Here is a 26,437-nt window from a genome sequence, read left to right as displayed (position 1 = left end):
ACGCAGAGCTTGGAAAAAGCTTTCTGAGATAATTTTTCACGGAGAGTTTGATCCTGGCTCAGGACGAACGCTGGCGGCGTGCCTAACACATGCAAGTCGAGCGAAGGATCGGCAATGAAGTTTTCGGACGGAATTGCCGATTACTTAGCGGCGGACGGGTGAGTAACGCGTGGATAATCTGCCTATCAGACCGGGATAACCCTTGGAAACAGGGGCTAATACCGGATACGAACATCGGGACACAAGTTCTGATGTTGAAAGGGATACCGCTGATAGATGAGTCCGCGTCCCATTAGCTAGTTGGTGGGGTAAAGGCCTACCAAGGCGACGATGGGTAGCCGGCCTGAGAGGGTGACCGGCCACACTGGAACTGAGACACGGTCCAGACTCCTACGGGAGGCAGCAGTGGGGAATATTCCGCAATGGGCGAAAGCCTGACGGAGCAACGCCGCGTGAGGGAAGAATGTCTTCGGACTGTAAACCTCTGTTGTATGGGAAGATAATGACGGTACCATACGAGAAAGCCCCGGCTAACTACGTGCCAGCAGCCGCGGTAATACGTAGGGGGCGAGCGTTGTCCGGAATTACTGGGCGTAAAGGGCGCGTAGGCGGCAAACTAAGTTAGAGGTGAAACCTGCAGGCTTAACCTGCAGCATGCCTCTAAAACTGGTTAGCTTGAGTGCAGGAGAGGGAAGTGGAATTCCTGGTGTAGCGGTGAAATGCGTAGATATCAGGAGGAACACTCGTGGCGAAGGCGGCTTCCTGGCCTGTAACTGACGCTGAGGCGCGAAAGCGTGGGGAGCAAACAGGATTAGATACCCTGGTAGTCCACGCCGTAAACGATGAGTGCTAGGTGTTGGAGGTATCGACCCCTTCAGTGCCGTAGCAAACGCGTTAAGCACTCCGCCTGGGGAGTACGGTCGCAAGACTAAAACTCAAAGGAATTGACGGGGGCCCGCACAAGCGGTGGAGCATGTGGTTTAATTCGACGCAACGCGAAGAACCTTACCAGGGCTTGACATCCTCCGCCATCCCTAGAAATAGGGAGTTCCCTTATGGGACGGAGAGACAGGTGGTGCATGGTTGTCGTCAGCTCGTGTCGTGAGATGTTGGGTTAAGTCCCGCAACGAGCGCAACCCTTACCGTTAGTTGCCATCATTAAGTTGGGCACTCTAACGGAACTGCCGTTGACAAAACGGAGGAAGGTGGGGATGACGTCAAATCATCATGCCCCTTATGCCCTGGGCTACACACGTGCTACAATGGCCTGTACAGAGGGCAGCGAAGCCGTGAGGCGGAGCGAATCCCAGAAAGCAGGTCCCAGTTCGGATTGCAGGCTGCAACTCGCCTGCATGAAGTAGGAATCGCTAGTAATCGCAGGTCAGCATACTGCGGTGAATACGTTCCCGGGCCTTGTACACACCGCCCGTCACACCACGAAAGTCGACAACACCCGAAGCCGGTGACTTAACCTCGCAAGAGGAGAGAGCCGTCGAAGGTGGGGTCGATGATTGGGGTGAAGTCGTAACAAGGTAGCCGTATCGGAAGGTGCGGCTGGATCACCTCCTTTCTAAGGAGTAACTGAGAGGAGACAAGGTGTTACCTCTCACTCCTAGGTCGATCATTCATCTCTTTGCACTGTTCAGTTTTGAAGGATTAAAGCCTTCAATAAAGCGAATTAGATAGAAATGTTCCTTGAAAACTGCACAGCGAGTAAGAGAAGCGAGAAGTAGGTAGAAACAATTTCACCAGGTCAAGATAGTAAGAGCACATGGTGGATGCCTAGGCGCTTTAGGCCGATGAAGGACGTGGTAAGCTGCGAAAAGCTGCGGGTAGCTGCAAACAAGCGTTGATCCGCAGATCTCCGAATGGGGCAACCCGGCGGGAGCGAACTCCCGTCACCGTTTAGTGAATCCATAGCTAAACGGGGGGCACCCGGGGAACTGAAACATCTAAGTACCCGGAGGAAAAGAAAGAAAACTCGATACCCTAAGTAGCGGCGAGCGAAAGGGGTACAGCCTAAACCGGCAATGCTTGCATTGCCGGGGTTGCGGGACCTCAAGAATTGGATTTGACTTATCTAGCTGAACACAGCTGGAAAGCTGGAGCACAGAAGGTAACACTCCTGTAAGCGAAAGATAAGCAAACCAAAGAGGGATCCCAAGTACCGCGGGACACGTGGAACCCCGTGGGAATCCGGCAGGACCACCTGCCAAGGCTAAATACCTAAAGCGACCGATAGTGCACAAGTACCGTGAGGGAAAGGTGAAAAGCACCCCGGGAGGGGAGTGAAATAGAACCTGAAACCATGTGCTTACAAGCAGTCGGAGCGCGTTAAAAGCGTGACGGCGTACTTTTTGCAGAACGGACCGGCGAGTTACTTTAACGAGCGAGGTTAAGGCAGGGAATGCCGGAGCCGTAGCGAAAGCGAGTCTGAAGAGGGCGCATAGTTCGTTAAAGTAGACCCGAAACCGGGTGATCTACCCATGGCCAGAGTGAAGCTGAAGTAAAATTCAGTGGAGGCTCGAACCGACCGTCGTTAAAAAGACGGCGGATGAGCTGTGGGTAGGGGTGAAAAGCCAATCGAACTCGGAGATAGCTGGTTCTCCCCGAAATAGCTTTAGGGCTAGCCTCGGGAATGAGTGCCGGAGGTAGAGCACTGACTGGGCTAGGGGCCTTCACCGGTTACCGACCCCAATCAAACTCCGAATGCCGGCCACTTGAATCCCGGGAGTCAGACTACGGGTGCTAAGATTCGTAGTCGAGAGGGAAACAGCCCAGACCAACAGCTAAGGTCCCCAAGCATGGCTAAGTGGGAAAGGATGTGGGGTTGCAGAGACAACCAGGATGTTGGCTTAGAAGCAGCCATCATTCAAAGAGTGCGTAATAGCTCACTGGTCAAGTGACCCTGCGCCGAAAATGTAACGGGGCTAAGTCATGCACCGAAGCTTTGGTTTGGATGGTATGGACCATTCAGAGGTAGGGGAGCGTTGCCAACGCGCGGAAGCAGTACCGAAAGGAGCTGTGGAGCGTTGGGAAGTGAGAATGCCGGTATGAGTAAACGAAAAGGCAGGTGAGAATCCTGCCCGCCGAAAGCCTAAGGTTTTCTGGGGAAGGCTCGTCCGCCCAGAGTAAGCCGGGACCTAAGCCGAGGCCGAAAGGCGTAGGCGATGGACAATCGGTTGAGATTCCGATGCCACCAACGACCGTTTGAAGGATGGGGTGACGCAGGAGGGTAGGCTAAGCGCACGGTTGGAAAAGTGCGTCCAAGCCCGTAGGGTGATAAGTAGGCAAAACCGCTTATCAAAAAGCCCGAGAGGTGAAGGGGAGCGAAAAAAAAGTAGCGAAGTAGCCGATCCCAAACTGCCAAGAAAAGCCTCTAACGAGGAAGTTGGTGCCCGTACCGCAAACCGACACAGGTAGGCGAGGAGAGAATCCTAAGGCGCGCGAGAGAACCCTCGTTAAGGAACTCGGCAAAATGACCCCGTAACTTCGGGAGAAGGGGTGCCTCATTATCGTGAAGTTAGAACAAACGGAGCGAGAAGAGGCCGCAGAGACCAGGCCCAAACGACTGTTTAGCAAAAACACAGGTTCCTGCTAAAGCGAAAGCTGACGTATAGGAGCTGACGCCTGCCCGGTGCCGGAAGGTTAAGAGGAAGGGTTAGGGAAATGACCCGAAGCTCTGAATTGAAGCCCCGGTAAACGGCGGCCGTAACTATAACGGTCCTAAGGTAGCGAAATTCCTTGTCGGGTAAGTTCCGACCCGCACGAATGGCGTAACGATTTGGGCACTGTCTCAACGAGGGACTCGGTGAAATTGAAGTTCCGGTAAAGATGCCGGATACCTGCGACAGGACAGAAAGACCCCGTGGAGCTTTACTGCAGCTTGACATTGGGTTTCGGTATTTCATGTACAGGATAGGTGGGAGACAGAGAAGCAAGTACGCCAGTATTTGTGGAGTCGACGGTGGGATACCACCCTTGAGATATTGGAATTCTAACTTAGTGCCGTAAGCCGGTACGAGGACAGTGTCAGGTGGGCAGTTTGACTGGGGCGGTCGCCTCCCAAAGGGTAACGGAGGCGCCCAAAGGTTCCCTCAGCGCGGACGGAAATCGCGCCTAGAGAGTGTAAAGGCAAAAGGGAGCTTGACAGCGAGACTGACAAGTCGAGCTGGTACGAAAGTAGGGCTTAGTGATCCGGCGGTATCGAGTGGAAGAGCCGTCGCTCAACGGATAAAAGCTACCCCGGGGATAACAGGCTTATCTCCCCCAAGAGTTCACATCGACGGGGAGGTTTGGCACCTCGATGTCGGCTCATCGCATCCTGGGGCTGGAGTAGGTCCCAAGGGTTGGGCTGTTCGCCCATTAAAGCGGTACGTGAGCTGGGTTCAGAACGTCGTGAGACAGTTCGGTCCCTATCCGTCGCAGGCGTAGGAAACTTGAGGAGAGCTGACCCTAGTACGAGAGGACCGGGTTGGACGGACCGCTGGTGTACCAGTTGTCTCGCCAGAGGCATAGCTGGGTAGCTATGTCCGGAAGGGATAAGCGCTGAAAGCATCTAAGCGCGAAGCCCCCTCCAAGATGAGGTTTCCCATCGTAAGAGTAAGACCCCACGAAGACTACGTGGTAGATAGGCCGGATGTGTAAGCACAGTAATGTGTTTAGCTGACCGGTACTAATAGGTCGAGGTCTTGACCTGAAAGCTTTTCTTGACTCGCTGTACAGTTTTGAAGGAACAGCAGACATGGTATCCTGCAACGATACTGAACGCCAAGGCATTTGCCGGAGCAAACGATAAGCCGGCGCATTCAAAGAGCGACGCCGCCGGAGGGTAAGTGCCGAGGACTGTTCGAGGAGCTTTGCTCCGAGTTCCGCAGGCACCCGGAGGCGGCGGAGCTCGTACAAGTATATGTGCCGGCGTGTTTGCGGAGCGTAAATGCCTTGGCAGACCGCTAGCGAACAGGCCGTAAGACAGGCCTGCCTAAGAATGAAAACAATATTTTCGGTGGCAATACCGCAGGGGGTACACCCGTTCCCATCCCGAACACGGAAGTTAAGCCCTGCAGGGCCGATGGTACTTGGGCTTGAGCCCTGGGAGAGTAGGTCGCCGCCGAAATAAAATTTTATAACAAGCCTTGAGGCTCTATACAGCTTCAAGGCTTGTTTTTTATAATTACATTAACTATACTGGCAAGAAATTTATTTTTTTGATATAGTTTAACGGGGTGTGTGGATTGGGAGCGAACAGTTTTAAGCTAAACGTGCTGGCTGACGTAAGCGGTATAGAGGAGCTACACCGAGCCTTGCTCAATGGCGCTGAAGGAATTGGCATTTTGCGTACAGAACATTTATTTTGTAACAGTAAAGGCGGTTGCAGTGAGGAAGAGCAATATCGTTATTACAGTGAGGCTGTAAAAGCAGCCGGTGATAGGGGTATTACCGTTCGTACCTTTGACGGGGGGCCTAATCTACCGATGCTGGGTGATTGGGGTATCAGATACAGCATAAATCATCCGGAAATATTTAGAACCCAGCTTAAAGCACTGCTCCGGTCAGCTGTATATGGTAAAATGAGTATTGTGTTTCCCGGAGTTGCAGACATAGAACATTTTAAATGGGCTAAGGAACAGTTCAATGCAGTAAAAGAACAACTGGAAGCTGAAGGATTAAAATTCAATCATATTCCGCTTGGCATAATGATAGAAATACCTGCAGCGGTGATAAATTTTTCAATTTTAGTACATGATATTAACTTTTTTATTGTAGACAGCGATAGGCTGTTACCATTGCTAATGGGTGCTGATGACAACTGTAGTGAGGTAATATTAAAAGATCCTTTGCATCCGGCAATGCTGTGGGCGCTTAAAAACATTATGCTTACTAAACAACGAAATCAGCTAAATGTTTCCGTATGCGGTGAACTGGCGGCGTTGCCTTATGCAATTCCTTTATTCAAAGGGTTGGGAATAAGAAATACTATCGTTAAGGCCAAAAATATAACCAAGTTATCTAATTTAGCAAAAAATTTAGATGATGAAAATGCGCTGAGAATCGCATCTAAAACTTTGGCCCTGTCCAATGCGCAAAGAATTAAGAGCTATGTATCTGAGGCATTGACAAAGCTTAAGTTAATGAACTAATTACGTTACCGGGTTTAGAGGGTGGTAATTAATGGATAACGATGTAAAGGCGCTCACGGTTACGGAGGAAGAAAAAGAATTAATCCGGCAAAAAGGTGTTTTAATGCATTATCCCAAGGGGCATACACTTTTCGCCGCCGGTGATATAGCGGATCGAGTTTATATGATTGAGTCGGGGTATGTAAAAATATATCGTATTGCCAGAGACGGTAGAAGAGTGACGGTAGGAGCAATCCGCAAGCCGGAAGAATTAATGGGATTGGCAGAAACACTTTATCATGGAAACAGAACTTGTTTTGCCGGGGCAATAAATGATGTATCAGCGGTAGTAGTAAAGCAAAAAGACTTTGAAGATATATTAAGAATGAAACCGGAGCTGGCCATTAAAGTAGCTAAAACATTGGGTGCCCGTATGCGGGAGGCAGAAGCCCTTGTTCATGAGTTTGTATGCTGGCAAGTGCCCAGCAGGTTGGCGCTAATGCTGCTCAAAATGTCTGAACAGGTCGGTGTTAAAACTAAAAAAGGCATTAAAATAGACTTACGTTTAACTCATGAGGAATTGGCTAATATGATTGGTACATCGCGTCAAACGGTAACATCTACTTTGAATAATTTTAAACAGGAAAAAAGTATTAACACAGAAGGTAGGTATATATATATTACTGATCGGGAAAAACTGGAAAAATGGTTAACCTAAATATGATTTATGGTCTAAGCTTCTTTAATGTATTTTCTGAAGTGATCATGGGCATTTTGTTTAAGCTATGCTAAAATATAAAAAGGTAAAAAATATAATATATATAAATAATATTGGGAAGAAACTCTTTAAAGTTTACGGTTTTAAATCTTGGAAAAAATATTTAATTAGTTGGAAATATTTAAATATAGCAGGAAAGCTTAAGTAAATCTAGAAATAGGTTAAAGTTACAGCAAATAGAGATTTGGAGGACAGTTGTTTTGGGTATCTATACACTTAACGGCGAAGGATTCAAATATATGCTGGCGGGCAGTATTAAGCTTATGGCCAGATTCAAACCTGAAATTGACGCATTAAATGTCTTTCCGGTACCGGACGGTGATACCGGTACCAATATGCATTTAACACTTTTAGCAGCGGCAAAAGAAGCTAAGAAGGTAGAAAGCGGTCAATTAGAAGAATTGGCGGAAGCTGCTGCTCGGGGTAGCTTGATGGGTGCACGCGGTAATTCCGGTGTAATTCTTTCACAAATTATTAGAGGCTTCGCAAATTCCTTAAAAGGAAAGACTTCGGCATCTGCACAAGATATTGCTCGAGCCCTCGAAGATGCTACTAAGTTTGCATACCAGGCTGTTTCTGAACCGAAGGAAGGTACGGTATTAACGGTGCTGAGAAAGACAGCGGAAGCCGCTCAGCAAGCAGCGGAACGCAGTCCTGATTTAGTGCGTTTTATGATTGCACTTATCCGTCAGGCAACTAAAGCGCTGGAGGAAACACCGGAACAACTACCTGTACTAAAGGAAGCAGGAGTAGTAGATGCCGGGGGAAAAGGTTTTCTCGTGATTTTACAGGGAATTATGCATGCTATACGTAGGTCAGAAGATTTTGATTTATTACAAGATTTTGCTGTTAATCAAAAGAAACGTTTGGTTGAAGTAAATTTTAAAGATATTGACAGTGATATAAGATTTACATATTGTACTGAGTTTATACTGGAAGGCAATAACTTGCCGATAGAAAAAATAAAAACTGAATTAAGGCCGTATGGTGACTGCCTAATGGTAGTGGGCAACTCTCAAGTTGCTAAGGTACATATTCATTCCAACCACCCTGGGTTGGTAATAGAAACTTGCCTAAACTACGGTTCGCTGCATGAAATACAAATTAATAACATGCGACAGCAAAACAAAGATTTAAAAGCGGTATCTGTTAAAAAGCCATTGGCAGTAGTAGCGGTGGCGGTAGGCGAAGGTTTTACCAAAGTGATGGATAGTTTAGGAGTAGATGTGGTTGTTACCGGCGGGCAAACAATGAATCCAAGTACCGAAGATATTTTACAAGCTATTGACAGTGTGCCTTCAGACAACGTAATTATACTCCCTAATAACAAAAACATCATTATGTCATCGGAACAGGCTGCATCTATGTCGTCAAAAAATGTGAGGGTAGTTCCTTCTAAGTCGATTCCTCAGGGCTTGTCAGCACTGTTGGTTTTAGATAGTGAAGCCGATATGGCGGAAAATGTTGCCCGAATGCATGAGGCGATTAAGGCAGTAAAAACGGGTGAAGTGACAAAAGCAGTAAGAGATGTCAGTATTAACAATCAAGTGATTAAGGCCGGAGACTATATCGGAGTAGCAGATGAGGAAATTGTAGCTGAGGGAGATGACCTCTTTAAAGTTTTAAAACAGTTGATAAAAGAAATGATAACCGATGGGGAAGAAATGGTAACCTTATATTACGGTGAGGAACTGAATGATGAGTATGCTCAGGATATAGTGGCTAAGTTACAAAAAGAATATAGCGATATAGAGTTTGAGGTTTATTATGGGGGACAGCCATTTTATCATTTTGTCATTTCAGCGGAGTGATTGATGCGGGGTGTATATATATGTCATTAATTCGTATTGTTACAGACAGCACGGCAGATCTTAACCCGGATTTATACAGCAAAAACAATATTGAGGTAGTTCCTCTAAAAGTGCTGTTTGGCCAGCAAGTATTTAGAGATGGCGTTGATATATCTCCGACAGATTTTTATAATCGCTTAATTAGCACAGATGATTTGCCTTCTACCTCCCAACCTTCCCCTGGAGATTTTTTAAAAGTGTATCAAAAGTTGCTTGATGATGGGGCAGAAACAATTATTTCTATTCACATTTCATCAAAACTCAGTGGCACTGCTCAAACAGCTCAAGTTGCCGCCAATATGTTGCCGGATGCAGATATAACAGTTATTGACTCTCAATATGTTCATGGTGCTTTGGGGCTGATTGTTTTAGCTGCCGCTAAAGCAGCAGCCCGCGGTTGTAGTAAAGAGGAAGTGCTTTCTTTAGTACAAGATCTAATGGGGAAAATGGAAGTGTACTTTATTGTGGACACGCTGGAATATTTGCAGCGTGGTGGGCGGATTGGCAAGGCAGAAGCCTTATTGGGCAGTGTATTAAATATTAAACCGATATTAACGGTCAAAGAGGGAATAATTCAGCCCTTTGCAAAAGTACGCGGCAAGAATAAGGCGATTAATAAAATGATTGAAGCGGCTGTACAAAAAAGCGGCGGAAGAAAAGTAGTCGGTTGTTTTCTCCATGCTTCAGATCCAACCGGGTTGCTACAGGTGAAGGAAAAGGCCTTTGCTAACTTAAATATTGCTGAATACATTACTATTCAAGTAGGTCCGGTGGTAGGGACACATGTAGGCCCGGGTACAGTAGGGTTTATATTTTACTGCCCGGATTAAATAATTATCCGGTTTATAAATACCTCTGATGTCGTATGACAGAAGGAGGTATTTTTTGCCTGTCAATAAAGTGAATTATTTTTTATTTTTTCCGGGGAGGAGGAAAAGCCGTGGTCGTAGGCACGCTGGTGATTGAATTATTTATCGGTTCGTCCGTCACTCTTAAAGATAAACGGCGGGTTTTAAGGAGTATATTAGATAAAGTAAAAGCAAAGTTTAATGTTTCCATAGCAGAGGTCGGAAATCAAGATGCCTGGCAGCGTTCTACACTGGGGGTAGCATGCGTCAGCAATGAAACGGCACATGCTCAAAGCATGTTAAGTAAGGTTACTAAGTTTATTGAATCTCAGGGTGATGCAGACATAATTGCTGTACACACTGAAATTTTCTAAATACCGTGGATTTTTATTTTAAAAAAGGCAAATTCCAATCAGGTTGTTATTTGGAATCTGATTGGAATTTGTCAATAAATTTTTGCGCCTCTTTTTGATCCGCAAACCCTGTAAAACGCAGGATTTCCTCCACATTTTGAATATTTTCAACAGCATCATTTACAGGTGTACCTGCCGGTACAATTTCTGCTTGATACTGCAAATGTCCTTTCAGCCGGTAGCAAATTACATCTAACATCCGGTCATTACACCCCTTTCTCAAATAATTATAATTATACCATAAATTTCAGCATTACACCTAGTACTATAATAATTTCATATCACCTGAATATATTGACAATAAGATGCTATATTTCGTACATTTAAAGTAGTAAACGAAGTTAAGTGTTTTTGATAAAAGGGGGTGTTCTTATGTTTGTGGGGGATTACATGACCACATCACCGATTACCATTCGCAAACAAACACCGGTTACCGAGGCGCTGGCAATAATAAAAAAACATAAAATCAGACAGCTGCCGGTAGTATCACAAAATAAATTAGTGGGTTTAATTACTGAGCGGATATTGCTTGCCGTTTCACCTTCGCCGGCTACCACATTAAGTGTTTATGAAATGAAAGATCTAATGTCTAAATTAGTTGTTGGCGATGTAATGATTAAAGATCCGATTACTGTCTCTCCCGATTGCACTATTGAAGAAGCCGCTTTAATAATGAGGGAACACAAAGTTAACTGCCTGCTTGTTCAAGAAAACGGAGCGCTGGTTGGCATAATCACCCAAACAGACCTATTTGACGCATTGATTAAAATGTTTGGCTTTAAAAAGGTCGGTACGCGTATAGTTATTGAAGCTGAAGACCGTATGGGGTTAATTGCGCAAATTACCGGCATAGTAAGGGATTGTAATGTCAATTTGATTGGAATTGCTGTGTCGGAAAAAACCAAAGATCGGGTGCAGGTAATGCTACGTTTAAGCACCGTAGAGCCGGAGGAAGTTATTAAGGCTTTAAAAGATGCCGGGTTTTCAGTGATCAGAGTTAACTAGTTAAAAAACTGCGAGGATGGACAAGGCGGGATACTACCCATACAGGCCAAAGATAATATTACCAAATAATTTTGTGGGGCCGGTCTCTGCGCCGGCTCGTAAAGGAAATGTTTACTTGATGGTAAACGGGCAAGCATGCTTTCCTGCCCTTATAAAAACCGAAAAAAATGGTGATAAATTGTAAGGGCGTGTCGCCAAACGACACGCCCTTTTTTGTGTTATTCAGAATAAATTGATTTTTCTTTTAACAGTTAGGCGCTGATGTTTTGAGCGGATTGCTGCAGTTCTTTTTGGCGCAATTTATTAAAGTCTTTGGTTTCAGATACAATTACATTGGATAAGAGCAGCAAACCAATTAAGTTAGGAATAGCCATGGCACCGTTAAATACGTCAGCGATACCCCATACAACATCTAATTTTGCAGTTGCACCCCAGAAAGCTACTAAGACAAAAGCCCAGCGATAAACTGTAATACCTTTGGTGCCCAACAGGTATTGGAAGCACTTTTCACCGTAATAAGACCAGCCGAGAACTGTGGAATAGGCAAAGAAAATCAATCCAATGGTAACTAAATATGCACCGAGGTTGTTACCAGGTAACAGTGCATTGAAAGAAGCGGCTGTGAGAGAAGCACCTTCTAAACCTTCCGGAACCAAACCGGTTATACCGCCAATTACTAAGCCTAAACCGGTGATAGTACATACACAAATAGTATCCAGGAAAGTACCGGTCATAGATACCAAGGCTTGACGGCCGGGGTGGTCTGTGATAGCTGCTGCGGCAGCAATCGGAGCCGAACCTAAACCGGCTTCGTTAGAGAATACACCGCGGGCAACCCCCCAGCGAATTACAGTGCCCAGGGCACCGCCGGCAGCCGCTTCGCCGGTAAAGGCGTCTTTAATAATTAAAGCAAAAGCTTCAGGAACCAGGTTAATATGAATAAATATAATTGCCAAACCACCTATAATGTAGAACAGAGCCATAAAGGGCACGATAAAACCGGTTGCTTTACCAATACTCTTAATACCGCCGAGGATAACTAATGCAGTGAAAAACGCTAGCAATAAACCGGTGATAATCGGTGATACGCCGAAGTTAGACTGTACAACATCGGCAACAGAGTTGGTTTGTACCATATTGCCGATACCAAAGGCAGCAACGGCGCCAAAGAAGGCAAATAACCAACCCAGCCATTTCCAGCCCAAACCTCTTTCGATGTAGTACATCGGGCCACCGGCCATATTACCGTTATCGTCAACAATCCGATATTTTACCGCTAGTATAGCCTCACTGTATTTTGTGGCCATACCGAAAACGGCGGTAATCCACATCCAAAAAATAGCGCCTGGACCACCAAGCACATAGGCGGTTGCTACACCGGCAATGTTACCGGTACCAATAGTAGCTGAGAGAGCAGTCGTTAGGGATTGGAAGTGGGAAATATCCCCTTGTGATGTTTTGTCTTGGTTTCTGCTAAAAGCCAGCTTTAAAGCATAGGGCAGAGTTTTTACTTGTATGAATCCAAGACGAATAGTTAAGAAAATACCGGTACCTACAATTAATACCAGCATGTAGGGTCCCCAAACAAAATCACTAAGTGTACCTATAATTTCAGAGAAGTCCATTTTTAAAGCATCACTCCTTAGAATTTGTTTTTAAAATATTCAATCAATTAATCCCCCAGCAATCCCTCAGCCCTATTTTTAAAAATACTATTCTCCCTTGACTTTGCATTTCCTGCTAATCAACAAAAAAATTTTTAATTATTCTGAAAATGGTAAATGACTAAAAATATGTAAAAAACATCCTTTGGAAGGATATTGAAAGTAAATTAGGTGTTTTGATAAACTTATGCTGTTGGAAATTAATTTATTACTGGGGGTTTGTACAATAATGAAAGTTTTAGATAAACGTCAACCTTCGTTTATTCAGTTTCGAGATATTTTTTTAGATTTGACGAAAAAAGTGACAGGAAAAGCAGACATTGACCCTTTTATGCCTTGGCGGGAAATAGGTGATGTCGAAGTTAGGAAAGAGGTGCTGCAGCAAATTAAATCTTATTTAGAAGAGGAGTATGGTTTTGAAACAATTATTAAAGAAGATTTAGTTGATGATGAAAATTCAGTGGAAAGTGTAGCTATTCAAGTGCATCATACCTTTTGCACAATATACCTGATGGAAAGAATTTACGCTAAAGCGGCCCTTAAGCAACAACAACTAAATATGTAATTTAAATTTAGATGCGGGCGCCCTTACCGTTTGTGCTGGAAAGAGCGCCTTTTGACATATTACAGTTCCGCTAAACAGCCTTATTGTTAGCTCAACTAGATTTAAATATTTCTTCTTCAATTTTCTTTGCGGTTGAAGTTGTGGCCAAGCCGCCCATAGAAGTTTCTCTTAAGGTTACCGGCAGTGAACGGCCTACCCTGTGGAGAGCATCTATTACCTCATCACAGGGTATTGCACTTTTTATTCCTGCCAGTGCCATATCTGCGGCGGTGATGGCGATGGCTGCACCGGTAGCGTTTCTTTTAACACAAGGTATTTCTACCAGCCCTGCTACCGGATCGCACACCAAGCCCAACATGCTTTTTAATGCAATGGCTACTGCGTGTGCGCACTGGTTCGGTGAACCTCCTGCCAGTTGTACAACGGCAGCAGCTGCCATACCGGCCGCAGAACCTACTTCTGCCTGGCAGCCACCGGCAGCGCCTGATATTGAGGCGTTGTTGGCGATAACCAGCCCGATGGCACCGGCCGTAAACAGTGCGTGGATTAAATCATCACGGCTGGATTTCAGATGAGAACCCACTGCCAATACGCAGCCCGGAACAATACCGCATGAGCCTGCCGTTGGCACGGCCACTACTGCCCCCATACAGGCATTTACTTCCGCGGTTGCCAAGGACTTTGTTATCGCATCAATCATTATGGCTCCGCTTAGAGGTTGCTGACTTTGGTATTTGGCCAACAGCCTTGCATCTCCCCCTACTAGGCCACTACGGGATTTCAGTTCTTCTGTTAACCCCCGTTCGATAGCCTGTTCCATAACGGTTAAGTTATTTGACATATTTTGATAAATTAGCTCGGGATCCCTTTCCTGGACTGCAGCTTCATACTTGATCATAATATCGGAAATTCTCAGACCGGACTTTTCCGCTAAGCTAACAAGCTCTTCTATTGATGTGAAGCGCATTTTTACACCCCTTTTCCGCAACAAAACCTTACCGAAAATGCCAGGTATATTGTTGCCTAAGTATTAAGGTTAATTATTGAATATTATCACATCGGTAATGTTAGGCAGTTTTTCCATTTCCAACTTAATTTCCTTTGGTACATCCTGATCCGTTTCTATTACCATTAGTGCTTCACGGCCTTTAGATTTTCTTGCTACTTCCATGCGACCGATATTGATGCGGTGTGCGGCTAACAGATTTGCTACCGAAGCAATTACGCCATAGCGATCATAGTGAAAGACCAATAAGGAGTTGGAGTTAGCGGCAGTCTTAACTTTAAATCTGTTGATGTCGACAATTTCCGCACGTCCACCACCGGTAGAGATACCGGTAATTTCAAAAACTCGGTTTTGAAGCTCAAGAATAATTTTAACGGTGTTAGGATGGTCAGTCTCTTCTTCGCTGGTAGTGATTGTCACTTTGATGCCCAGTGTGGCAGCATCATTTAAGGAATTGACAATTCTCTGATCATCAACGGGATATTTTAACAGCCCGCCGACCACTGCTAAATCTGTGCCGTGCCCGCGGTAAGTTTTAGCAAAAGAACCGTAAAAAATTATTTTTATTTTTTCCGGCTGGGCATTAAAGATGTTTCTGGCCATTAAACCGATTTTGGCTGCTCCTGCCGTATGAGAACTGGATGGGCCAATCATCGCCGGGCCCACTATATCAAAAACAGATGTGTACTTCATTTTTTACCTCCTTAGTTCACATTATTAAATATAGCGATTATTTTTATAGAAGTAAAGCAATAGTATTATATATAAAATTTAGCAATTAAAGTAATGGAAATAGATTACTTCGATGAAGCAACAGGAGGCGGGAATAATAAAAAAAATTAGATCTGTTTTAAAAGGGGCGATAAAGATGGGTCGTAGAAAAGATGAGTATCTAAAAGAGCAAGTGCAAGCAGCCATAAATGGCCATACCGATATGAAGGGTTATGATATTCGGGCCGATGTCATTGACGGGGAAGTGCAGTTAAGCGGAATCGTTGACAGTCTGGCCGAAAAACAACGCTTAAATGAAATCGTATCGCAGGTTGCAGGGATTAAGCGGATTGAAAACGGTATTTCTATAGCTACCGACGGCCAAATTACCGATCGAGACGTTGAATTTGAAGTAGCCGAAGAACTAAATGCTGACCCAAGAGTAAACTTAAAGCATATCGGGGCTAAAAGTGTGGACGGTAAAGTGTTTTTAGTGGGCAGCAGTGATGACAAAGAAGAAATTAATGCGGCGATCAAAGCGGCATCCAAAGCCCGCGGGGTGAAAGAAGTAATTTCTCAAGTAAAATATCAGCCCGATGATTTAAACTTAGAAGAATTATTTCACAGTCAAGTAAATAATGATAGGGAAGAAGGAGGCAAAATTATCCGTCCGGAGTAGGTCAAAGAAAAGGGGCTGAAGCACAATGACGAAAAGTTCACCGTGCTTCAGCCTTTTTTATATCTACAGACTATGCTTCATTTTTCAAGCCGGTAATGTCCAGCAGTTTAAAAAATAAACTCAACAAAATTGCTACTACCGTTGCTAAGCCCATACCGGTTAAGCTCACTGCTCCCATTGTTACCTCAGCACCGCTAAGCCCGACAATCATAGTTACAGAGGTTAATATCAGGTTGGTTGATTTGCCGTAGTCGACTTTTGCTTCTACCAACATGCGAAAACCGGAGGCGGCAATGGTGCCAAATAACAGCAAACTTACTCCGCCCATTACCGGGGAGGGAATACTCATGATTAATGCCGACAATTTACCGATGAAAGAGAGGATAATGGCCATAACCGCCGCGCCGCCAATTACCCAGACACTGTATACTCTGGTGATAGCCATGACACCGATGTTTTCACCGTAAGTTGTATTAGGGGTGGAACCGACGAAACCGGAAATTAAAGTAGAGATACCGTTTCCCAGCAGTGAGCGGTGCAAGCCGGGTTTTTTGGCTAAATCCCGGCCGACGATATTTCCGGTAACAAATAAGTGGCCGACGTGTTCGGCAATAACAACTAACGCAGCCGGCAGAATTATGGAAATGGCCGTCCAATCAAACTGAGGAGTGTAAAAAGTGGGCAAACTGAACCATGCTGCGTCAGCAACCGCTTGAGTGTCAACCATACCTATAGCCAGGGCGACGCAGTAACCGGTAATTACGCCAATTAATATAGGGATGATTGCCAAAAAGCCTCTAAATACTACTGAACCGATAACGGTAACTACTAACGTGATCATGGAAACCATAATGGCCTGCGGATCTCTCACTGCATCCGCTGCAGCATCGGCCGGTAAAATTAATCCTGCCATTTGTGCAGCGGTGGGTGCCAATTCCAAACCAATTACTGCTACGATTGCCCCCATTGCAGCCGGGGGAAATAATACGTCAATCCACTTTGTGCCAACAGCACCAATCAGTAAGGCCACCAAACAAAAAACTATACCTACGGCAACAAATCCGCCCAGGGCTTGTTCATAACTGCCGTTTGCTAAAACTACCGTCACCGGAGAAATAAAGGCAAAGCTGGAACCCAAGTAAGCCGGTATTTTGCCTTTACATATTAAAATATACAGCAAGGTGCCGATGCCGTTCATAAATAAAATGGTAGCCGGGTTAACTTGGAAAATAAACGGTACTAAAACGGTTGCTCCAAACATTGCAAACAGGTGTTGAAGTGATAGGGGCAATGTTTGTAATAGGGGTAATTTTTCTTCTACTTGAATTTCTCTTTTTATCAAAACAATTCCCTCCCTTAGATAAATAAAAAAGCTTCTATCCAAGAGGATAGAAGCGTACAGCCAACCATCTAACCGGTTAAAAACCGGCAAAAAGCACCACTACTACCTTCTTAGCCTCTCTGGACTAAATTAAAGGTAATTATTAAGTTGTCTTTAAGATTATAGCAAACTTTTTGTCGAATTAAAAGGAAGAATTATAAAAAAAGTTAAATTAAAAACAACCTGTCACCGGCATCTCCACATCCGGGAACAATATAACCAAATTCATTAAGCTTTTCGTCAATTGCGGCCGTAATTATTTTAACTTCCGGGTATTTTGACTTAATTTGTTCAATGCCTTCTTCAACAGCAAAGGCACAGGTTACTACGAGGTTTTCCGGTTTTACGCCTGCCTCTACTAAGATTTCCAAAGTTTTTACACAACTGTTACCGGTAGCTAACATTGGGTCAAGAACAAATACCTTTTTATAGTCAGCTACATTGTCAGGCAGTGTACGTAAATAAACTTTAGCTTCCAGTGTTTCATGATCACGTGACATGCCGATATGAGCAACCTTAGCCCGCGGAATAAGCTCTAAAAAGCTTTCTACAAAGCCTAAGCCGGCTCTCAGAATAGGTACTAATAATACGCTGTCATCGATAATTTCAGAAACCTTGGTGGAGATATTTAGCGGTGTTATTATTTCTACAGTTTTAGTCGGAATGTCTTTCGTTGCTTCTGCAGCCAAAAAAAATCCCAATCGGGTTAGTGAGCTACGGAAAGCAACAATATCTGAATCCTGATCTCTGAGGATTTTTAAACAATGTTCAACTACCGGATGCTTGACAACAGTTGTTTTGCTCAAAAGTATTCCTCCTTCAAATAAATGACTTAATAAGCACTGGACAAAAGTGATGTATTTTTACAACATTATCGAGCAATATTTTTACTATACTGTGCTATAATTAGAAAAAACTCAAATTTTGTTAAACCTACTAACACTTCTATGTATTATTGTTTAATTCCTTCTTGTCGATAATAAAAAATTAAGGAGTGAAAAGAGCTTGATCAATCCGGTAGCCTTTTATATCGGTTCGGTGCCGATTTATTGGTATGGAATAATCATTGCCACTGCTTTTATCGTTGGTATTTTCTTAGCATGCCGCCGTGCTGAGCAAGTAGGTATTGATTACGATCATATTATTAACATGGTGATTTTAATTATTCCGGCAGCTATTGTCGGAGCCAGATTGTATTATGTTATCTTTTCTTGGGAAAATTATGCCGCTAACCCAATTGAGGTATTTGCAGTATGGCATGGCGGGTTGGCTATTCATGGCGGGTTAATTGGCGGTATACTGGCCGGCTATCTCTATATACGCAAAGCAAAGCTTCCTATGTGGCAGGTGGCTGATGTTTGTGCTCCCAGTGTTATCTTGGGACAAGCCATCGGCCGCTGGGGCAATTTCATCAATCAAGAGGCTTACGGTGGGCCGGTAAGCGAAAGTTTTATGGCACATTTCCCCGGTTTTATTCAAAATCAAATGTACATTAACGGACAGTACCATCATCCAACCTTTCTTTATGAATCCCTATGGAATTTAGCTGTTTTTGGTTTTTTATACTTATATTGGAATAAAAAAGGTTTTAACGGTGAGGTTGCTTTTTTATATTTGGGCTTGTATTCGGTAGGCAGATTTTTTATCGAGGGTATGCGTACCGATAGTTTAATGCTTGGCCCATTCAGAGTGGCTCAATTGGTCAGTTTAATATTAATAATCATCAGTGTTGTGGCCATTATTTACGGTCGAAAGAAAAATAAACCGGCAGTGCATTAACTGCCGGTTTTTTTAAGTTTTGACTGTGAGATATATGCTTGGGCAAAGGCTTATTCCAAAGTTTTCTTATAAACCCGAAATCGCTTTATAATTTCAAAACCGAAGGTTTTTTGTAAAATGCGGTTCATCATGCGGTTGTTTTCCAGTATTAATGATATTTCTGCTTCTCGGTATCCTTTATGTCGCAATCTGTTGGCGGTTTCATGCATCAATAAGGCAGCGACACCTTTAGTGCGAAACTTCGGTACCACTGCCAGCACAGCTACCCGGCAGCTTGACGCCCCTCCAAAAGATCTTTCGGTGATAGTTAAACAAATTCCGGCCGGTTCACCGTTAATTTCAACCGCCAAAAGTAAATCCGGATCGGCAAATAAACGATAGGTGAGTAAATAGTTAGCGGCATCATGAACTGAAAGTTTTCCTGCACCCCAGTTATCAAGCATTGTTTGATTGTGCACACTGGCCAGAAAAGCAGCTTCTTTGGCAATGTTGTTTAAATTTAAAGTCCTCAGCACTAATCCCTTGGTTTTTATAACTTTCCGGGCAATGCGGGTTAGTTTTTCCGGCAATGGCTGGGCAGTCCACAAATAAGCCAGCAAGTCAAGATGTTTGCCGAAGCCGGCTTGCTCAAGCAATTGGGGGTAATAGCTTTTGTTATAGGGCATGCTGTATTGGGCGGGGCGGTTAAAGCCTTCAATGAGCAATCCGATGCTGTCGTTTGTATTGTAGCTGGTCGGACCGATTAAATATCGATATTCTTTTTGCCTAGCCCAATTCTCTAATCTTTGCAGCAGTTTAGCGGCTACCGTGCTGTCATTGATGCACTCAAAATAGCCAAATAACGCGGTGTCATGTTCGGTATGCATGGGGTTAATCATACCTGCTATTCGCCCTACTAGCTCGTTATTTTTCACCGCTAACAGTAACGTGCAATTTTGCGGCGGTATCTGCAGTAGTGAGTCTGCAGCCAGATCCAACGATTGTGGTGGCCAATAAGGGTCGTTGTAATAAATTGCCAATGGCATGCGGATGAAGAGATCAAACTCTCGCCGGTTGGAAACTTTATATACCTTAACTGCCAAGCCAAATCCTCCCTTTAACAAGAAAAAAAGGCTGCCTACTGGGGGTCAGCCGCAAAAACATCCAGCAAAAAGTAAACGTGGCTGGGCTTTCTGTATAGTATGCAAGGAAAAAGAAAACGGTGATTGATAGACAATAATTATCTCATTGGCTTAGGCCACAAATTTTTGCTGTCGAAGTTTTTTAAGGCCACAATAAAATTGTCCCTGATGTTAGGATAGGTGCGAGAGAGCTCACTCACAAACTGTTTCGCCTCTTCACGCTTGGTTTTACGATTAGCCGGACAAGGGTTTTCGATTACCGGTATATTTTTTTTATTGACCAGTCTAATTACGTCTCTTTCCGTTAAATAGGCAAAGGGGCGAATCATAGTTAGTTGTGTCCGATTTAAAAAAGTACGGGGGGAAAATGTTTTAATTTGTGCGTTATAAAATAACCCCATAAAGAAGGTTTCAATGAAATCATCTAAATGATGGGCTAATGCTACTTTATTGCAGCCCAGCTCTTTAGCGGCATTGTTTAAAGCGCCGCGACGGAGGGTGGCACAAAGAGCACAAGGATTTTTTTCTTGCCGGGCATCAAATACAATGCGGCCGATCTCTGCATTCTGCAGGTATAAAGGCCACCCTAAGGAATTACAGAAATCCTGTAAAGGGGTAAGATCCATATCCCAACCCATAGTAACGTGAATGGGTTGAAGTTCAAAGTTGTAAGGGTAATATTTTTGGTAATAAGCCAGGGCGTACAGCAGTGCACTGCTGTCCTTACCTCCGGAAAGCCCTATTGCTACCTTGTCACCGTCTTCAATCATTTTATAGTCGGCAATGGCTTTTACCATTTGGCTTAAGGTCCATTTTAAAATGTCTTTTTTGTTTTTACCCATTTAGCTACACCCTTTACTTTAAAATTAAGATGACATAAATAATATACTAAAAAATTTATTATTTTTTATATGCAAATACATCATTTTATGTATTATTTTGTCAAATGTTGTTGATAGACCGGTTTTTCACCTTAAACATTATCAAATTTTTTCATAATTATTGTTTGACATTGCCGCTTTAAGCTGCTAAAATACCAATTACCATATTAATTAAATAATTAAAGTGTGCTCTTATCCAGAGTGGTGGAGGGAACAGGCCCAATGAAACCCGGCAACCGCATTAACAGAGGTTAATGTTGCTACGGCATTAACCGTTTACATTCTGTTAATGGACTTGGTGCTAATTCCTGCAAGAGTAATCTCTTGGCAGATAAGAGGTGTAGCGTAGCAAGTAGATGAAACCTCTTCTGTTAATTTATTAACGAAGAGGTTTTTCTATTTGGTTTGCTAAAAAAAGAGCACACCAAGAGGAGGTAAAAAGAATAATGTCTGTGCAAAAGACATATGACGAGATCAACGACAAGATCAGGCGCGGTCAGGCAGTAGTATTAACAGCAGAAGAAGTAATATCCCTTGTTGAAGAAAAGGGTGTTGCTCAAGCGGCAAAAGAAGTAGATGTGGTGACTACCGGTACCTTTGGACCGATGTGTTCCTCCGGTGTTTTTTTAAACTTTGGTCACACCAAGCCACGGATGAAGATCGGTAAAGTGTGGCTGAATAATGTTCCGGCCTATGCCGGCATTGCTGCTGCCGATGCTTATTTAGGTGCTACTGAACCTTCTGAAGATGATCCGCTAAATAAAGATTACCCAGGAGAGTTTCGTTACGGCGGCGGACACGTAATAGAAGATTTAATTGCTCGCAAACCGGTTGAGTTGAGAGCATGGTCATACGGCACGGACTGCTACCCGCGCCGTGAATTAAAGACATATATCACCTTGGATGACATCAATGAAGCAATTATGTTTAATCCTCGCAATGCATATCAAAATTATAATTGCGCGGTTAACACAAGTGATAAAACCATATACACCTATATGGGCATGTTGCAGCCCCAATTAGCCAATGCTCATTATAGTACGTCAGGACAGTTAAGTCCGCTTTTAAAAGACCCACATTTTATGACTATTGGTATTGGTACCCGCATTTTCCTGGGAGGTGGGGTTGGCTATGTGGCTTGGCACGGCACACAACATTTTCCTGAAGTAATTAATGCTGCCGGTGTAGAACTACATCCGTCCGGCGGTACATTGGCGGTCATTGGTGACCTGAAACAAATGAAGCCACGCTACGTAAGAGGTGTAAGCATGTTGGGGTACGGCTGTAGTTTGGCGGTAGGCATCGGTATACCGATTCCAATTTTAAATGAGGAAGTAATGCGCTGGGCTTCCCGGTCGGATAAAGAGTTGTACGCGCCTATTGTCGATTACAGCACTGATTACCCGCAACGCACCGGAAAAAATTTAGGGTTTGTCAGCTATGCAGATCTTAAAAGCGGTGAAATCACGGTGATGGGTAAAAGGGTAAAAACCGCCCCAATGTCCAGCTATCCAATGGCAGTAGAGATAGCCGTTAAGTTAAAAGAATGGATAAAGGCCGGTCGCTTTTTGTTAACTGAACCGGTGCAGTCAATACCGACTGCTAAAGACAATATCACAGCTAAAACTTTAGATGTTGATTAATAGAAAAGGAGAGAGTTATGTCTAGAAAAATAATTTTAGGGTTTAAAGCGGATACTTCTGATAAACCAATTATCTATCATTTGGTAAAGGATTTTGACTTAGTGGTTAATATAATCAAAGCCCGCATTAATCCCAAAAAAGAGGGCACTTTAATTTTAGAGTTAACCGGAGAAAATTATGAGCAAGGTATTAAGTTTTTAAAAGAGCAAAACATTACAGTTCAGCTGTTAGCTGAAAAAGTAATCAACAATGAAACTCGCTGTACTAACTGCGGGACTTGCACAGATGCCTGCCCCACCGGGGCACTGTCACTTAGACGTCCGGACATGGTAGTTAAATTTGACAGTGATAAATGCATAGTTTGTCAGCTTTGTGTAAAAATTTGCCCGATGAAAGCGATGGAGGTTTGCTTTTAACTTTGAAATATGTGGAAAGAAACTATCGTCAATGGCACAGTCAAAAAGATTTGGTGCATTTTCAGGTAATTGTAAAGCAAACCGATCTGGATATTGCCGTGAATCGGGAGCGATTTAGTCCGGAATTGGCAGCCCGGGTTGAAGAAGTGGTGAAAAAATTTAGGCAGCAGCTGGAAGAATACATTAGAAAAGACAGTAAGTTTGTTAAGGCCTTGGAACCTTACCGGCCGGCTCAAGCCGCTCCACCGATAGTGAAAGATATGATAAAGGCTGCGAATTTAGCCGGCGTTGGCCCCATGGCTGCCGTTGCCGGAGCCTTTTCGCAGTATGTCGGCGAGTGGTTATCCCGGCACACTAAGGAGTTTATTATTGAAAACGGCGGAGATATATATATGCGCACGGCCAAAAAGAGAAAGATCGGTATTTTTGCCGGCGAATCTCCCTTCAGCCAGCGCATAGCTTTGGAAATTTTGCCTGAGCAAACCCCGCTGGGCATCTGTACGTCTTCCGGTACAGTAGGTCATTCTTTAAGTTTCGGGCAGGCAGATGCGGTGACGATTTTATCTCCTTCGGCTGTATTAGCAGACGCAGTAGCTACTGCAGCGGCAAATTTAGTTAAAAGCGCTGAAGATTTACAAGCAGCGGTAGATTTTGCCCTGGCAATTAAAGGTGTATCCGGTGCTTTGGCTATTTATCGCGATAAAATGGCTGTCCGCGGTCAGGTAAAATTAATTCCTTTATAAAAAAGTTCGGCTCTTCAAAGAAGAGCCGAACTTTTTATGTTTTATCTTATACTCTTGTTTATTGCTAGTTTATGATATAGGATACTATTAAGAGAAAAAAAGTAATTTTGTACTAAATAAGGACTGATTGTTATGACTGCTACCGACATTTACTTACAAGATGATACAAAGGTTATCATTCCTGAGGATTGCGATGCCAGATTATTTTTAGTTCCTCATCCAGATGTTTTGTGTGAAGTAAACGGTAAACTGATTGTGGAAACCAGCGAAGTAAAAAAGGGCGATCAAATTTTATTAACTGCCAAGTCAGAAATGAAGCCGGCTGAAGTGATTGTTGACATTTCAGAAGATCGCTTAAGCGCCTACTTGCAGCTCAAACCAGCCCTGCAACAAAAACCTGCTATTGAATTAGAGAAAATTTATGATGACTTGTTAATTAAAGTTACAACAACGGTAAAAAAATTCTTTCCCTTTGAGATACGGCAGTTGAAGGAACAATTAACCAAACACGGTGTTGTTTATGGGATTAATGAACAAAGTATAGTGGAGCTGTTGGCAACGCAATCGGAATCACCGTTACTGGTTGCTAAAGGTAGCCCCCCAAAGCCGCCGGTAGATGAAACGGTTAATATACTTATTGATACCGAAAGTGATTCTCGGCCGCAAATTTTAGCAGACGGCAGGGTGGACTATAAAAAGAAACGGACAATTGCCGTTGAGCAGGGGCAAGTACTGGCAGTTAAAATTCCCGGGCAACCCGGACAACCGGGTGTGGGTGTGGACGGTAATTCTATCCCCGTTAGGGAAATGAAAAAAATAAACTTAAAAGCCGGACCGGGAGCAATGCTACAGCAAGACGGTATGAGTGTTGTCGCCACTGAGCGAGGTTGCCCTCTGTTGTCTAAATCCGGTAATACCTACATCTTTCGAGTAACGCCGGTAATCGAACTGGATGAAATTAATTTAAGTACCGGAAATTTAGAATTTAACGGAGATATTCGCGTTGCCAAGGATGTAACCGAAGGAATGTCGTTGTTGGCCGGTGGAAATATAGACATTGGCGGTTCGGTATATGGTGCCAAAATATATTCTTTTGGCAATGTGACAATAAGCAGAAATTTAATTAGTTCATCTGTTGTTGCCGGCGGGGTGTCTAAGCAGTTAGAGCAATTGGAAGAAAATTTAATTTATGTTAACCAAGCCTTCAAAAATATGCTTCAACTGTTAAAAGTGTTAAAAGAAAGATGTGAACAGTTAAATAAGGAATTTAGCTTAGGGCAAATGATCGTTGCTTTGATTAACAAAAATTTCTCCAATATTCCCGTTGTAGTAGACAAAATGAATACGCTGATACGAAAAAGGCACTTTGTAGTGTCAACGGAAATAGAGGATTTACTGCGAGAATTAGAACTTAAATTTAAGCGCTTGGGCTGGCTAAAAGTTAACAAAATTGAGGAAGTTGAAAAGCTGCAATCGCGTACGAATGCTGCGATACAATCATTGCAAATATTAAGTAAAGAAAAAAACGGGGATGTACGGGTATCGTACGCAGTTAACTCCACTATCGAGGCGTCGGGCGATGTAAGGGTGGACGGTAAAGGCTGCATAAATACAAACATCATTGCTAAGGGAGATGTAATTATCGATGCAGTGTTTCGCGGCGGCGCAATTAACAGTTCGGGAAGAGTAAAAATTAAAGTGGCCGGTTCGGAGATGGGGGCCAAAACCTTAATAAAGACATCCGGCAAACCGGTGCAGATAGGTAAGGCATTTTCCAATGTGCGGATTTCGGTAGGTTCTAATAATCTAGTGATAAATAATATAGAGTATGATGTTTTAGTTAAGGACGAAGAATAAACATTTATTTTAAAGGCTGAAGTGCTGCGATTTAAAGATTGGCAGTGCTTTAGTCTTTTTTTTGACAACTGAATGGTGAACTCTAGGTTGTGAAAAATGACACATTTCGACAAACTTTGCGCCCTAAAATTTTTTAAATATTGCACCTAATCAAACAAGGTTAAAAAAATATAGCGAAATATATTGATAAAATAAGTGTATTTTTTTCCCTTTGTTAAAAATATTAAATTATATAAAAAATATTTTTCTGCTATAGTTAAATTATATTTTGCTAATTTTAAATTTTGCATAATTTGGGGTACAATTTTGGACAAATCTATGTTAAAATTTCCTTAGGTAATATAAAATTTAATTTTGAAGGCTTCGCAAAAGGGGGGCAGAAATAGTGAATATAATCACAAATAGTGACACCAAGGCACTGGACTTTAATTTTGCCAAGGAAGTGTCTGAACTCAGCAACCAGCCGATAAATTTGTGTTTTCAATGCCAGAGATGCGCTTCCGGATGCCAGATGTCTGCTTACGGGGATCTTACTCCTAACCAAATTATACGTATGATCCAATTTGGTTTGAAGGATGAGCTACTAAAAAGCAGAGCGATCTGGCTTTGTGTTAATTGCGATACTTGCGGTGCTCGCTGCCCTAACAATATATCAATATCCGCAATTACTGATACATTAAGGGAGATGGCGTTGAAAGAGCAGGTACCGGCAGCGGTTAAGAACATACCAATCTTTCATAACAATTTCATTAATAGTATAAAATCCTGGGGAAGAGTACACGAAATTTCTATGTTGGGATTTTATAAATTAAAAAGTGGCGACTTGTTTTCTGATTTAAAAATGGGCTTTGACTTGTTTACCAGAGGTAAGCTACCCCTGTTGCCAAGTAGAGTCCGGGCAAAAGATCAATTGCGCAAAATATTTAATAACATTGATAAGGTAGATTTACATGAATAAGTATTATAAGCAAATTTAGA

Annotated in this window: 21 protein-coding genes, 3 rRNA genes, 1 pseudogene and 1 riboswitch; of the genes and pseudogenes, 17 read left to right on the top strand and 8 right to left on the bottom strand. The window is 43.3% G+C overall.

All coding sequences use genetic code 11. The features are described 5' to 3' along the window. Window positions 1–35: 35 nt before the first annotated feature. From ACZ5NG_RS08095 to ACZ5NG_RS08060, 8 genes are all read left to right on the top strand, one after another. Window positions 36–1,570, top strand: a 16S ribosomal RNA gene (locus ACZ5NG_RS08095). Between the two features lie 181 nt (window positions 1,571–1,751). Beyond that, a 23S ribosomal RNA gene (locus ACZ5NG_RS08090) occupies window positions 1,752–4,699 on the top strand. A gap of 302 nt (window positions 4,700–5,001) precedes the next feature. Then, window positions 5,002–5,116 (top strand): 5S ribosomal RNA (gene rrf / locus ACZ5NG_RS08085). The 16S, 23S and 5S rRNA genes sit together here, the layout of an rRNA operon. 118 nt (window positions 5,117–5,234) lie before the next feature. Next, complete coding sequence (locus ACZ5NG_RS08080) at window positions 5,235–6,140, top strand: putative PEP-binding protein (RefSeq protein ID WP_464251307.1); 906 nt, start codon at window positions 5,235–5,237, stop codon at window positions 6,138–6,140. A 31-nt stretch (window positions 6,141–6,171) separates the two neighbouring features. Continuing rightward, complete coding sequence (locus tag ACZ5NG_RS08075) at window positions 6,172–6,837, top strand: Crp/Fnr family transcriptional regulator (protein WP_464251306.1); 666 nt, start codon at window positions 6,172–6,174, stop codon at window positions 6,835–6,837. Window positions 6,838–7,097: 260 nt separating this feature from the next. Continuing rightward, window positions 7,098–8,708, top strand: a complete 1,611-nt coding sequence (locus ACZ5NG_RS08070; RefSeq protein WP_464251305.1) for a DAK2 domain-containing protein — start codon at window positions 7,098–7,100, stop codon at window positions 8,706–8,708. Between the two features lie 20 nt (window positions 8,709–8,728). Next, window positions 8,729–9,577, top strand: a complete 849-nt coding sequence (locus tag ACZ5NG_RS08065) for a DegV family protein (RefSeq protein ID WP_464251304.1) — start codon at window positions 8,729–8,731, stop codon at window positions 9,575–9,577. A 110-nt stretch (window positions 9,578–9,687) separates the two neighbouring features. Beyond that, window positions 9,688–9,969, top strand: coding sequence for a DUF503 domain-containing protein (locus ACZ5NG_RS08060; RefSeq protein WP_464251303.1), 282 nt, complete (start codon window positions 9,688–9,690; stop codon window positions 9,967–9,969). A gap of 46 nt (window positions 9,970–10,015) precedes the next feature. Here the strand turns inward: ACZ5NG_RS08060 and ACZ5NG_RS08055 are convergent, their stop codons facing one another. Beyond that, a complete protein-coding gene (locus tag ACZ5NG_RS08055) occupies window positions 10,016–10,207 on the bottom strand; it encodes a hypothetical protein (RefSeq protein ID WP_464251302.1) in 192 nt (63 codons plus the stop codon). 173 nt (window positions 10,208–10,380) lie between these two features. On the opposite strand from ACZ5NG_RS08055, the gene ACZ5NG_RS08050 reads away from it, so the two are divergent. Further along, on the top strand, window positions 10,381–11,013 hold the full coding sequence (locus tag ACZ5NG_RS08050) for a CBS and ACT domain-containing protein (RefSeq protein ID WP_464251301.1): 633 nt from the start codon (window positions 10,381–10,383) through the stop codon (window positions 11,011–11,013). A 251-nt stretch (window positions 11,014–11,264) separates the two neighbouring features. Here the strand turns inward: ACZ5NG_RS08050 and ACZ5NG_RS08045 are convergent, their stop codons facing one another. Beyond that, window positions 11,265–12,638: an alanine/glycine:cation symporter family protein gene (locus ACZ5NG_RS08045; protein ID WP_464251300.1), complete on the bottom strand. Its 1,374-nt coding sequence runs from the start codon at window positions 12,636–12,638 to the stop codon at window positions 11,265–11,267. Between the two features lie 268 nt (window positions 12,639–12,906). On the opposite strand from ACZ5NG_RS08045, the gene ACZ5NG_RS08040 reads away from it, so the two are divergent. Further along, window positions 12,907–13,242: a hypothetical protein gene (locus ACZ5NG_RS08040; RefSeq protein ID WP_464251299.1), complete on the top strand. Its 336-nt coding sequence runs from the start codon at window positions 12,907–12,909 to the stop codon at window positions 13,240–13,242. Between the two features lie 91 nt (window positions 13,243–13,333). Here the strand turns inward: ACZ5NG_RS08040 and sdaAA are convergent, their stop codons facing one another. Together sdaAA and sdaAB are read right to left on the bottom strand one after the other, a co-directional pair. Further along, window positions 13,334–14,209: an L-serine ammonia-lyase, iron-sulfur-dependent, subunit alpha gene (gene sdaAA, locus ACZ5NG_RS08035; protein ID WP_464251298.1), complete on the bottom strand. Its 876-nt coding sequence runs from the start codon at window positions 14,207–14,209 to the stop codon at window positions 13,334–13,336. A 69-nt stretch (window positions 14,210–14,278) separates the two neighbouring features. Then, window positions 14,279–14,881, bottom strand: a pseudogene (gene sdaAB, locus ACZ5NG_RS08030) (L-serine ammonia-lyase, iron-sulfur-dependent subunit beta); the annotation flags it as partial. 235 nt (window positions 14,882–15,116) lie between these two features. Between sdaAB and ACZ5NG_RS08025 the strand changes: the two are divergent. After that, a complete protein-coding gene (locus tag ACZ5NG_RS08025) occupies window positions 15,117–15,638 on the top strand; it encodes a BON domain-containing protein (RefSeq protein WP_464251297.1) in 522 nt (173 codons plus the stop codon). Between the two features lie 70 nt (window positions 15,639–15,708). On the opposite strand, the gene uraA is transcribed toward ACZ5NG_RS08025, so the two are convergent. Both uraA and upp read right to left on the bottom strand, forming a co-directional pair. Then, complete coding sequence (gene uraA / locus ACZ5NG_RS08020; protein WP_464251296.1) at window positions 15,709–16,980, bottom strand: uracil permease; 1,272 nt, start codon at window positions 16,978–16,980, stop codon at window positions 15,709–15,711. 206 nt (window positions 16,981–17,186) lie between these two features. After that, window positions 17,187–17,825: a uracil phosphoribosyltransferase gene (gene upp, locus ACZ5NG_RS08015; RefSeq protein WP_464251295.1), complete on the bottom strand. Its 639-nt coding sequence runs from the start codon at window positions 17,823–17,825 to the stop codon at window positions 17,187–17,189. A 199-nt stretch (window positions 17,826–18,024) separates the two neighbouring features. Here upp and lgt point away from each other — a divergent pair, with 199 nt between their 5' ends. Next, window positions 18,025–18,798, top strand: a complete 774-nt coding sequence (gene lgt / locus ACZ5NG_RS08010) for a prolipoprotein diacylglyceryl transferase (RefSeq protein WP_464251294.1) — start codon at window positions 18,025–18,027, stop codon at window positions 18,796–18,798. Between the two features lie 50 nt (window positions 18,799–18,848). Here the strand turns inward: lgt and ACZ5NG_RS08005 are convergent, their stop codons facing one another. Together ACZ5NG_RS08005 and ACZ5NG_RS08000 are read right to left on the bottom strand one after the other, a co-directional pair. Next, window positions 18,849–19,880 (bottom strand): GNAT family N-acetyltransferase, encoded by a 1,032-nt coding sequence (locus ACZ5NG_RS08005; protein ID WP_464251293.1) that lies wholly within the window; start codon window positions 19,878–19,880, stop codon window positions 18,849–18,851. A 137-nt stretch (window positions 19,881–20,017) separates the two neighbouring features. After that, window positions 20,018–20,761 (bottom strand): tRNA 2-thiocytidine biosynthesis TtcA family protein, encoded by a 744-nt coding sequence (locus ACZ5NG_RS08000; protein WP_464251292.1) that lies wholly within the window; start codon window positions 20,759–20,761, stop codon window positions 20,018–20,020. Window positions 20,762–20,989: 228 nt separating this feature from the next. After that, a riboswitch (SAM riboswitch) is annotated at window positions 20,990–21,138 on the top strand. 108 nt (window positions 21,139–21,246) lie between these two features. Here ACZ5NG_RS08000 and ACZ5NG_RS07995 point away from each other — a divergent pair. The 5 genes from ACZ5NG_RS07995 (at window position 21,247) to ACZ5NG_RS07975 (ending at window position 26,417) form a co-directional block, all read left to right on the top strand. Continuing rightward, complete coding sequence (locus ACZ5NG_RS07995) at window positions 21,247–22,443, top strand: homocysteine biosynthesis protein (RefSeq protein WP_464251291.1); 1,197 nt, start codon at window positions 21,247–21,249, stop codon at window positions 22,441–22,443. Window positions 22,444–22,460: 17 nt separating this feature from the next. Beyond that, on the top strand, window positions 22,461–22,859 hold the full coding sequence (locus tag ACZ5NG_RS07990) for an NIL domain-containing protein (RefSeq protein WP_464251290.1): 399 nt from the start codon (window positions 22,461–22,463) through the stop codon (window positions 22,857–22,859). 2 nt (window positions 22,860–22,861) lie between these two features. Further along, a complete protein-coding gene (locus ACZ5NG_RS07985) occupies window positions 22,862–23,602 on the top strand; it encodes a UPF0280 family protein (protein ID WP_464251289.1) in 741 nt (246 codons plus the stop codon). 132 nt (window positions 23,603–23,734) lie between these two features. After that, the gene (locus ACZ5NG_RS07980) at window positions 23,735–25,459 is read left to right on the top strand and encodes a flagellar assembly protein A (protein ID WP_464251288.1); all 1,725 of its coding nucleotides are present in this window, start codon (window positions 23,735–23,737) and stop codon (window positions 25,457–25,459) included. A gap of 385 nt (window positions 25,460–25,844) precedes the next feature. Beyond that, window positions 25,845–26,417, top strand: a complete 573-nt coding sequence (locus tag ACZ5NG_RS07975; protein WP_464251287.1) for a 4Fe-4S dicluster domain-containing protein — start codon at window positions 25,845–25,847, stop codon at window positions 26,415–26,417. The last annotated feature ends 20 nt before the right edge of the window (window positions 26,418–26,437 follow it).

The organism is Desulfovectis peckii, assembly GCF_055391705.1.
This window is presented reverse-complemented; position numbering and strand designations above follow the sequence as displayed.

What these genes read in the sequence shown, in the direction of transcription:
- ACZ5NG_RS08075 (WP_464251306.1), top strand. Translation starts at nt 6,172, where the DNA reads ATGGATAACGATGTAAAGGCGCTCACGGTTACGGAGGAAGAAAAAGAA.
- ACZ5NG_RS08065 (WP_464251304.1), top strand. Translation starts at nt 8,729, where the DNA reads ATGTCATTAATTCGTATTGTTACAGACAGCACGGCAGATCTTAACCCG.
- ACZ5NG_RS08055 (WP_464251302.1), bottom strand. Translation starts at nt 10,207, where the DNA reads ATGTTAGATGTAATTTGCTACCGGCTGAAAGGACATTTGCAGTATCAA.
- ACZ5NG_RS08050 (WP_464251301.1), top strand. Translation starts at nt 10,381, where the DNA reads ATGTTTGTGGGGGATTACATGACCACATCACCGATTACCATTCGCAAA.
- ACZ5NG_RS08045 (WP_464251300.1), bottom strand. Translation starts at nt 12,638, where the DNA reads ATGGACTTCTCTGAAATTATAGGTACACTTAGTGATTTTGTTTGGGGA.
- ACZ5NG_RS08040 (WP_464251299.1), top strand. Translation starts at nt 12,907, where the DNA reads ATGAAAGTTTTAGATAAACGTCAACCTTCGTTTATTCAGTTTCGAGAT.
- sdaAA (WP_464251298.1), bottom strand. Translation starts at nt 14,209, where the DNA reads ATGCGCTTCACATCAATAGAAGAGCTTGTTAGCTTAGCGGAAAAGTCC.
- ACZ5NG_RS08025 (WP_464251297.1), top strand. Translation starts at nt 15,117, where the DNA reads ATGGGTCGTAGAAAAGATGAGTATCTAAAAGAGCAAGTGCAAGCAGCC.
- ACZ5NG_RS08000 (WP_464251292.1), bottom strand. Translation starts at nt 20,761, where the DNA reads ATGGGTAAAAACAAAAAAGACATTTTAAAATGGACCTTAAGCCAAATG.
- ACZ5NG_RS07995 (WP_464251291.1), top strand. Translation starts at nt 21,247, where the DNA reads ATGTCTGTGCAAAAGACATATGACGAGATCAACGACAAGATCAGGCGC.
- ACZ5NG_RS07990 (WP_464251290.1), top strand. Translation starts at nt 22,461, where the DNA reads ATGTCTAGAAAAATAATTTTAGGGTTTAAAGCGGATACTTCTGATAAA.
- ACZ5NG_RS07980 (WP_464251288.1), top strand. Translation starts at nt 23,735, where the DNA reads ATGACTGCTACCGACATTTACTTACAAGATGATACAAAGGTTATCATT.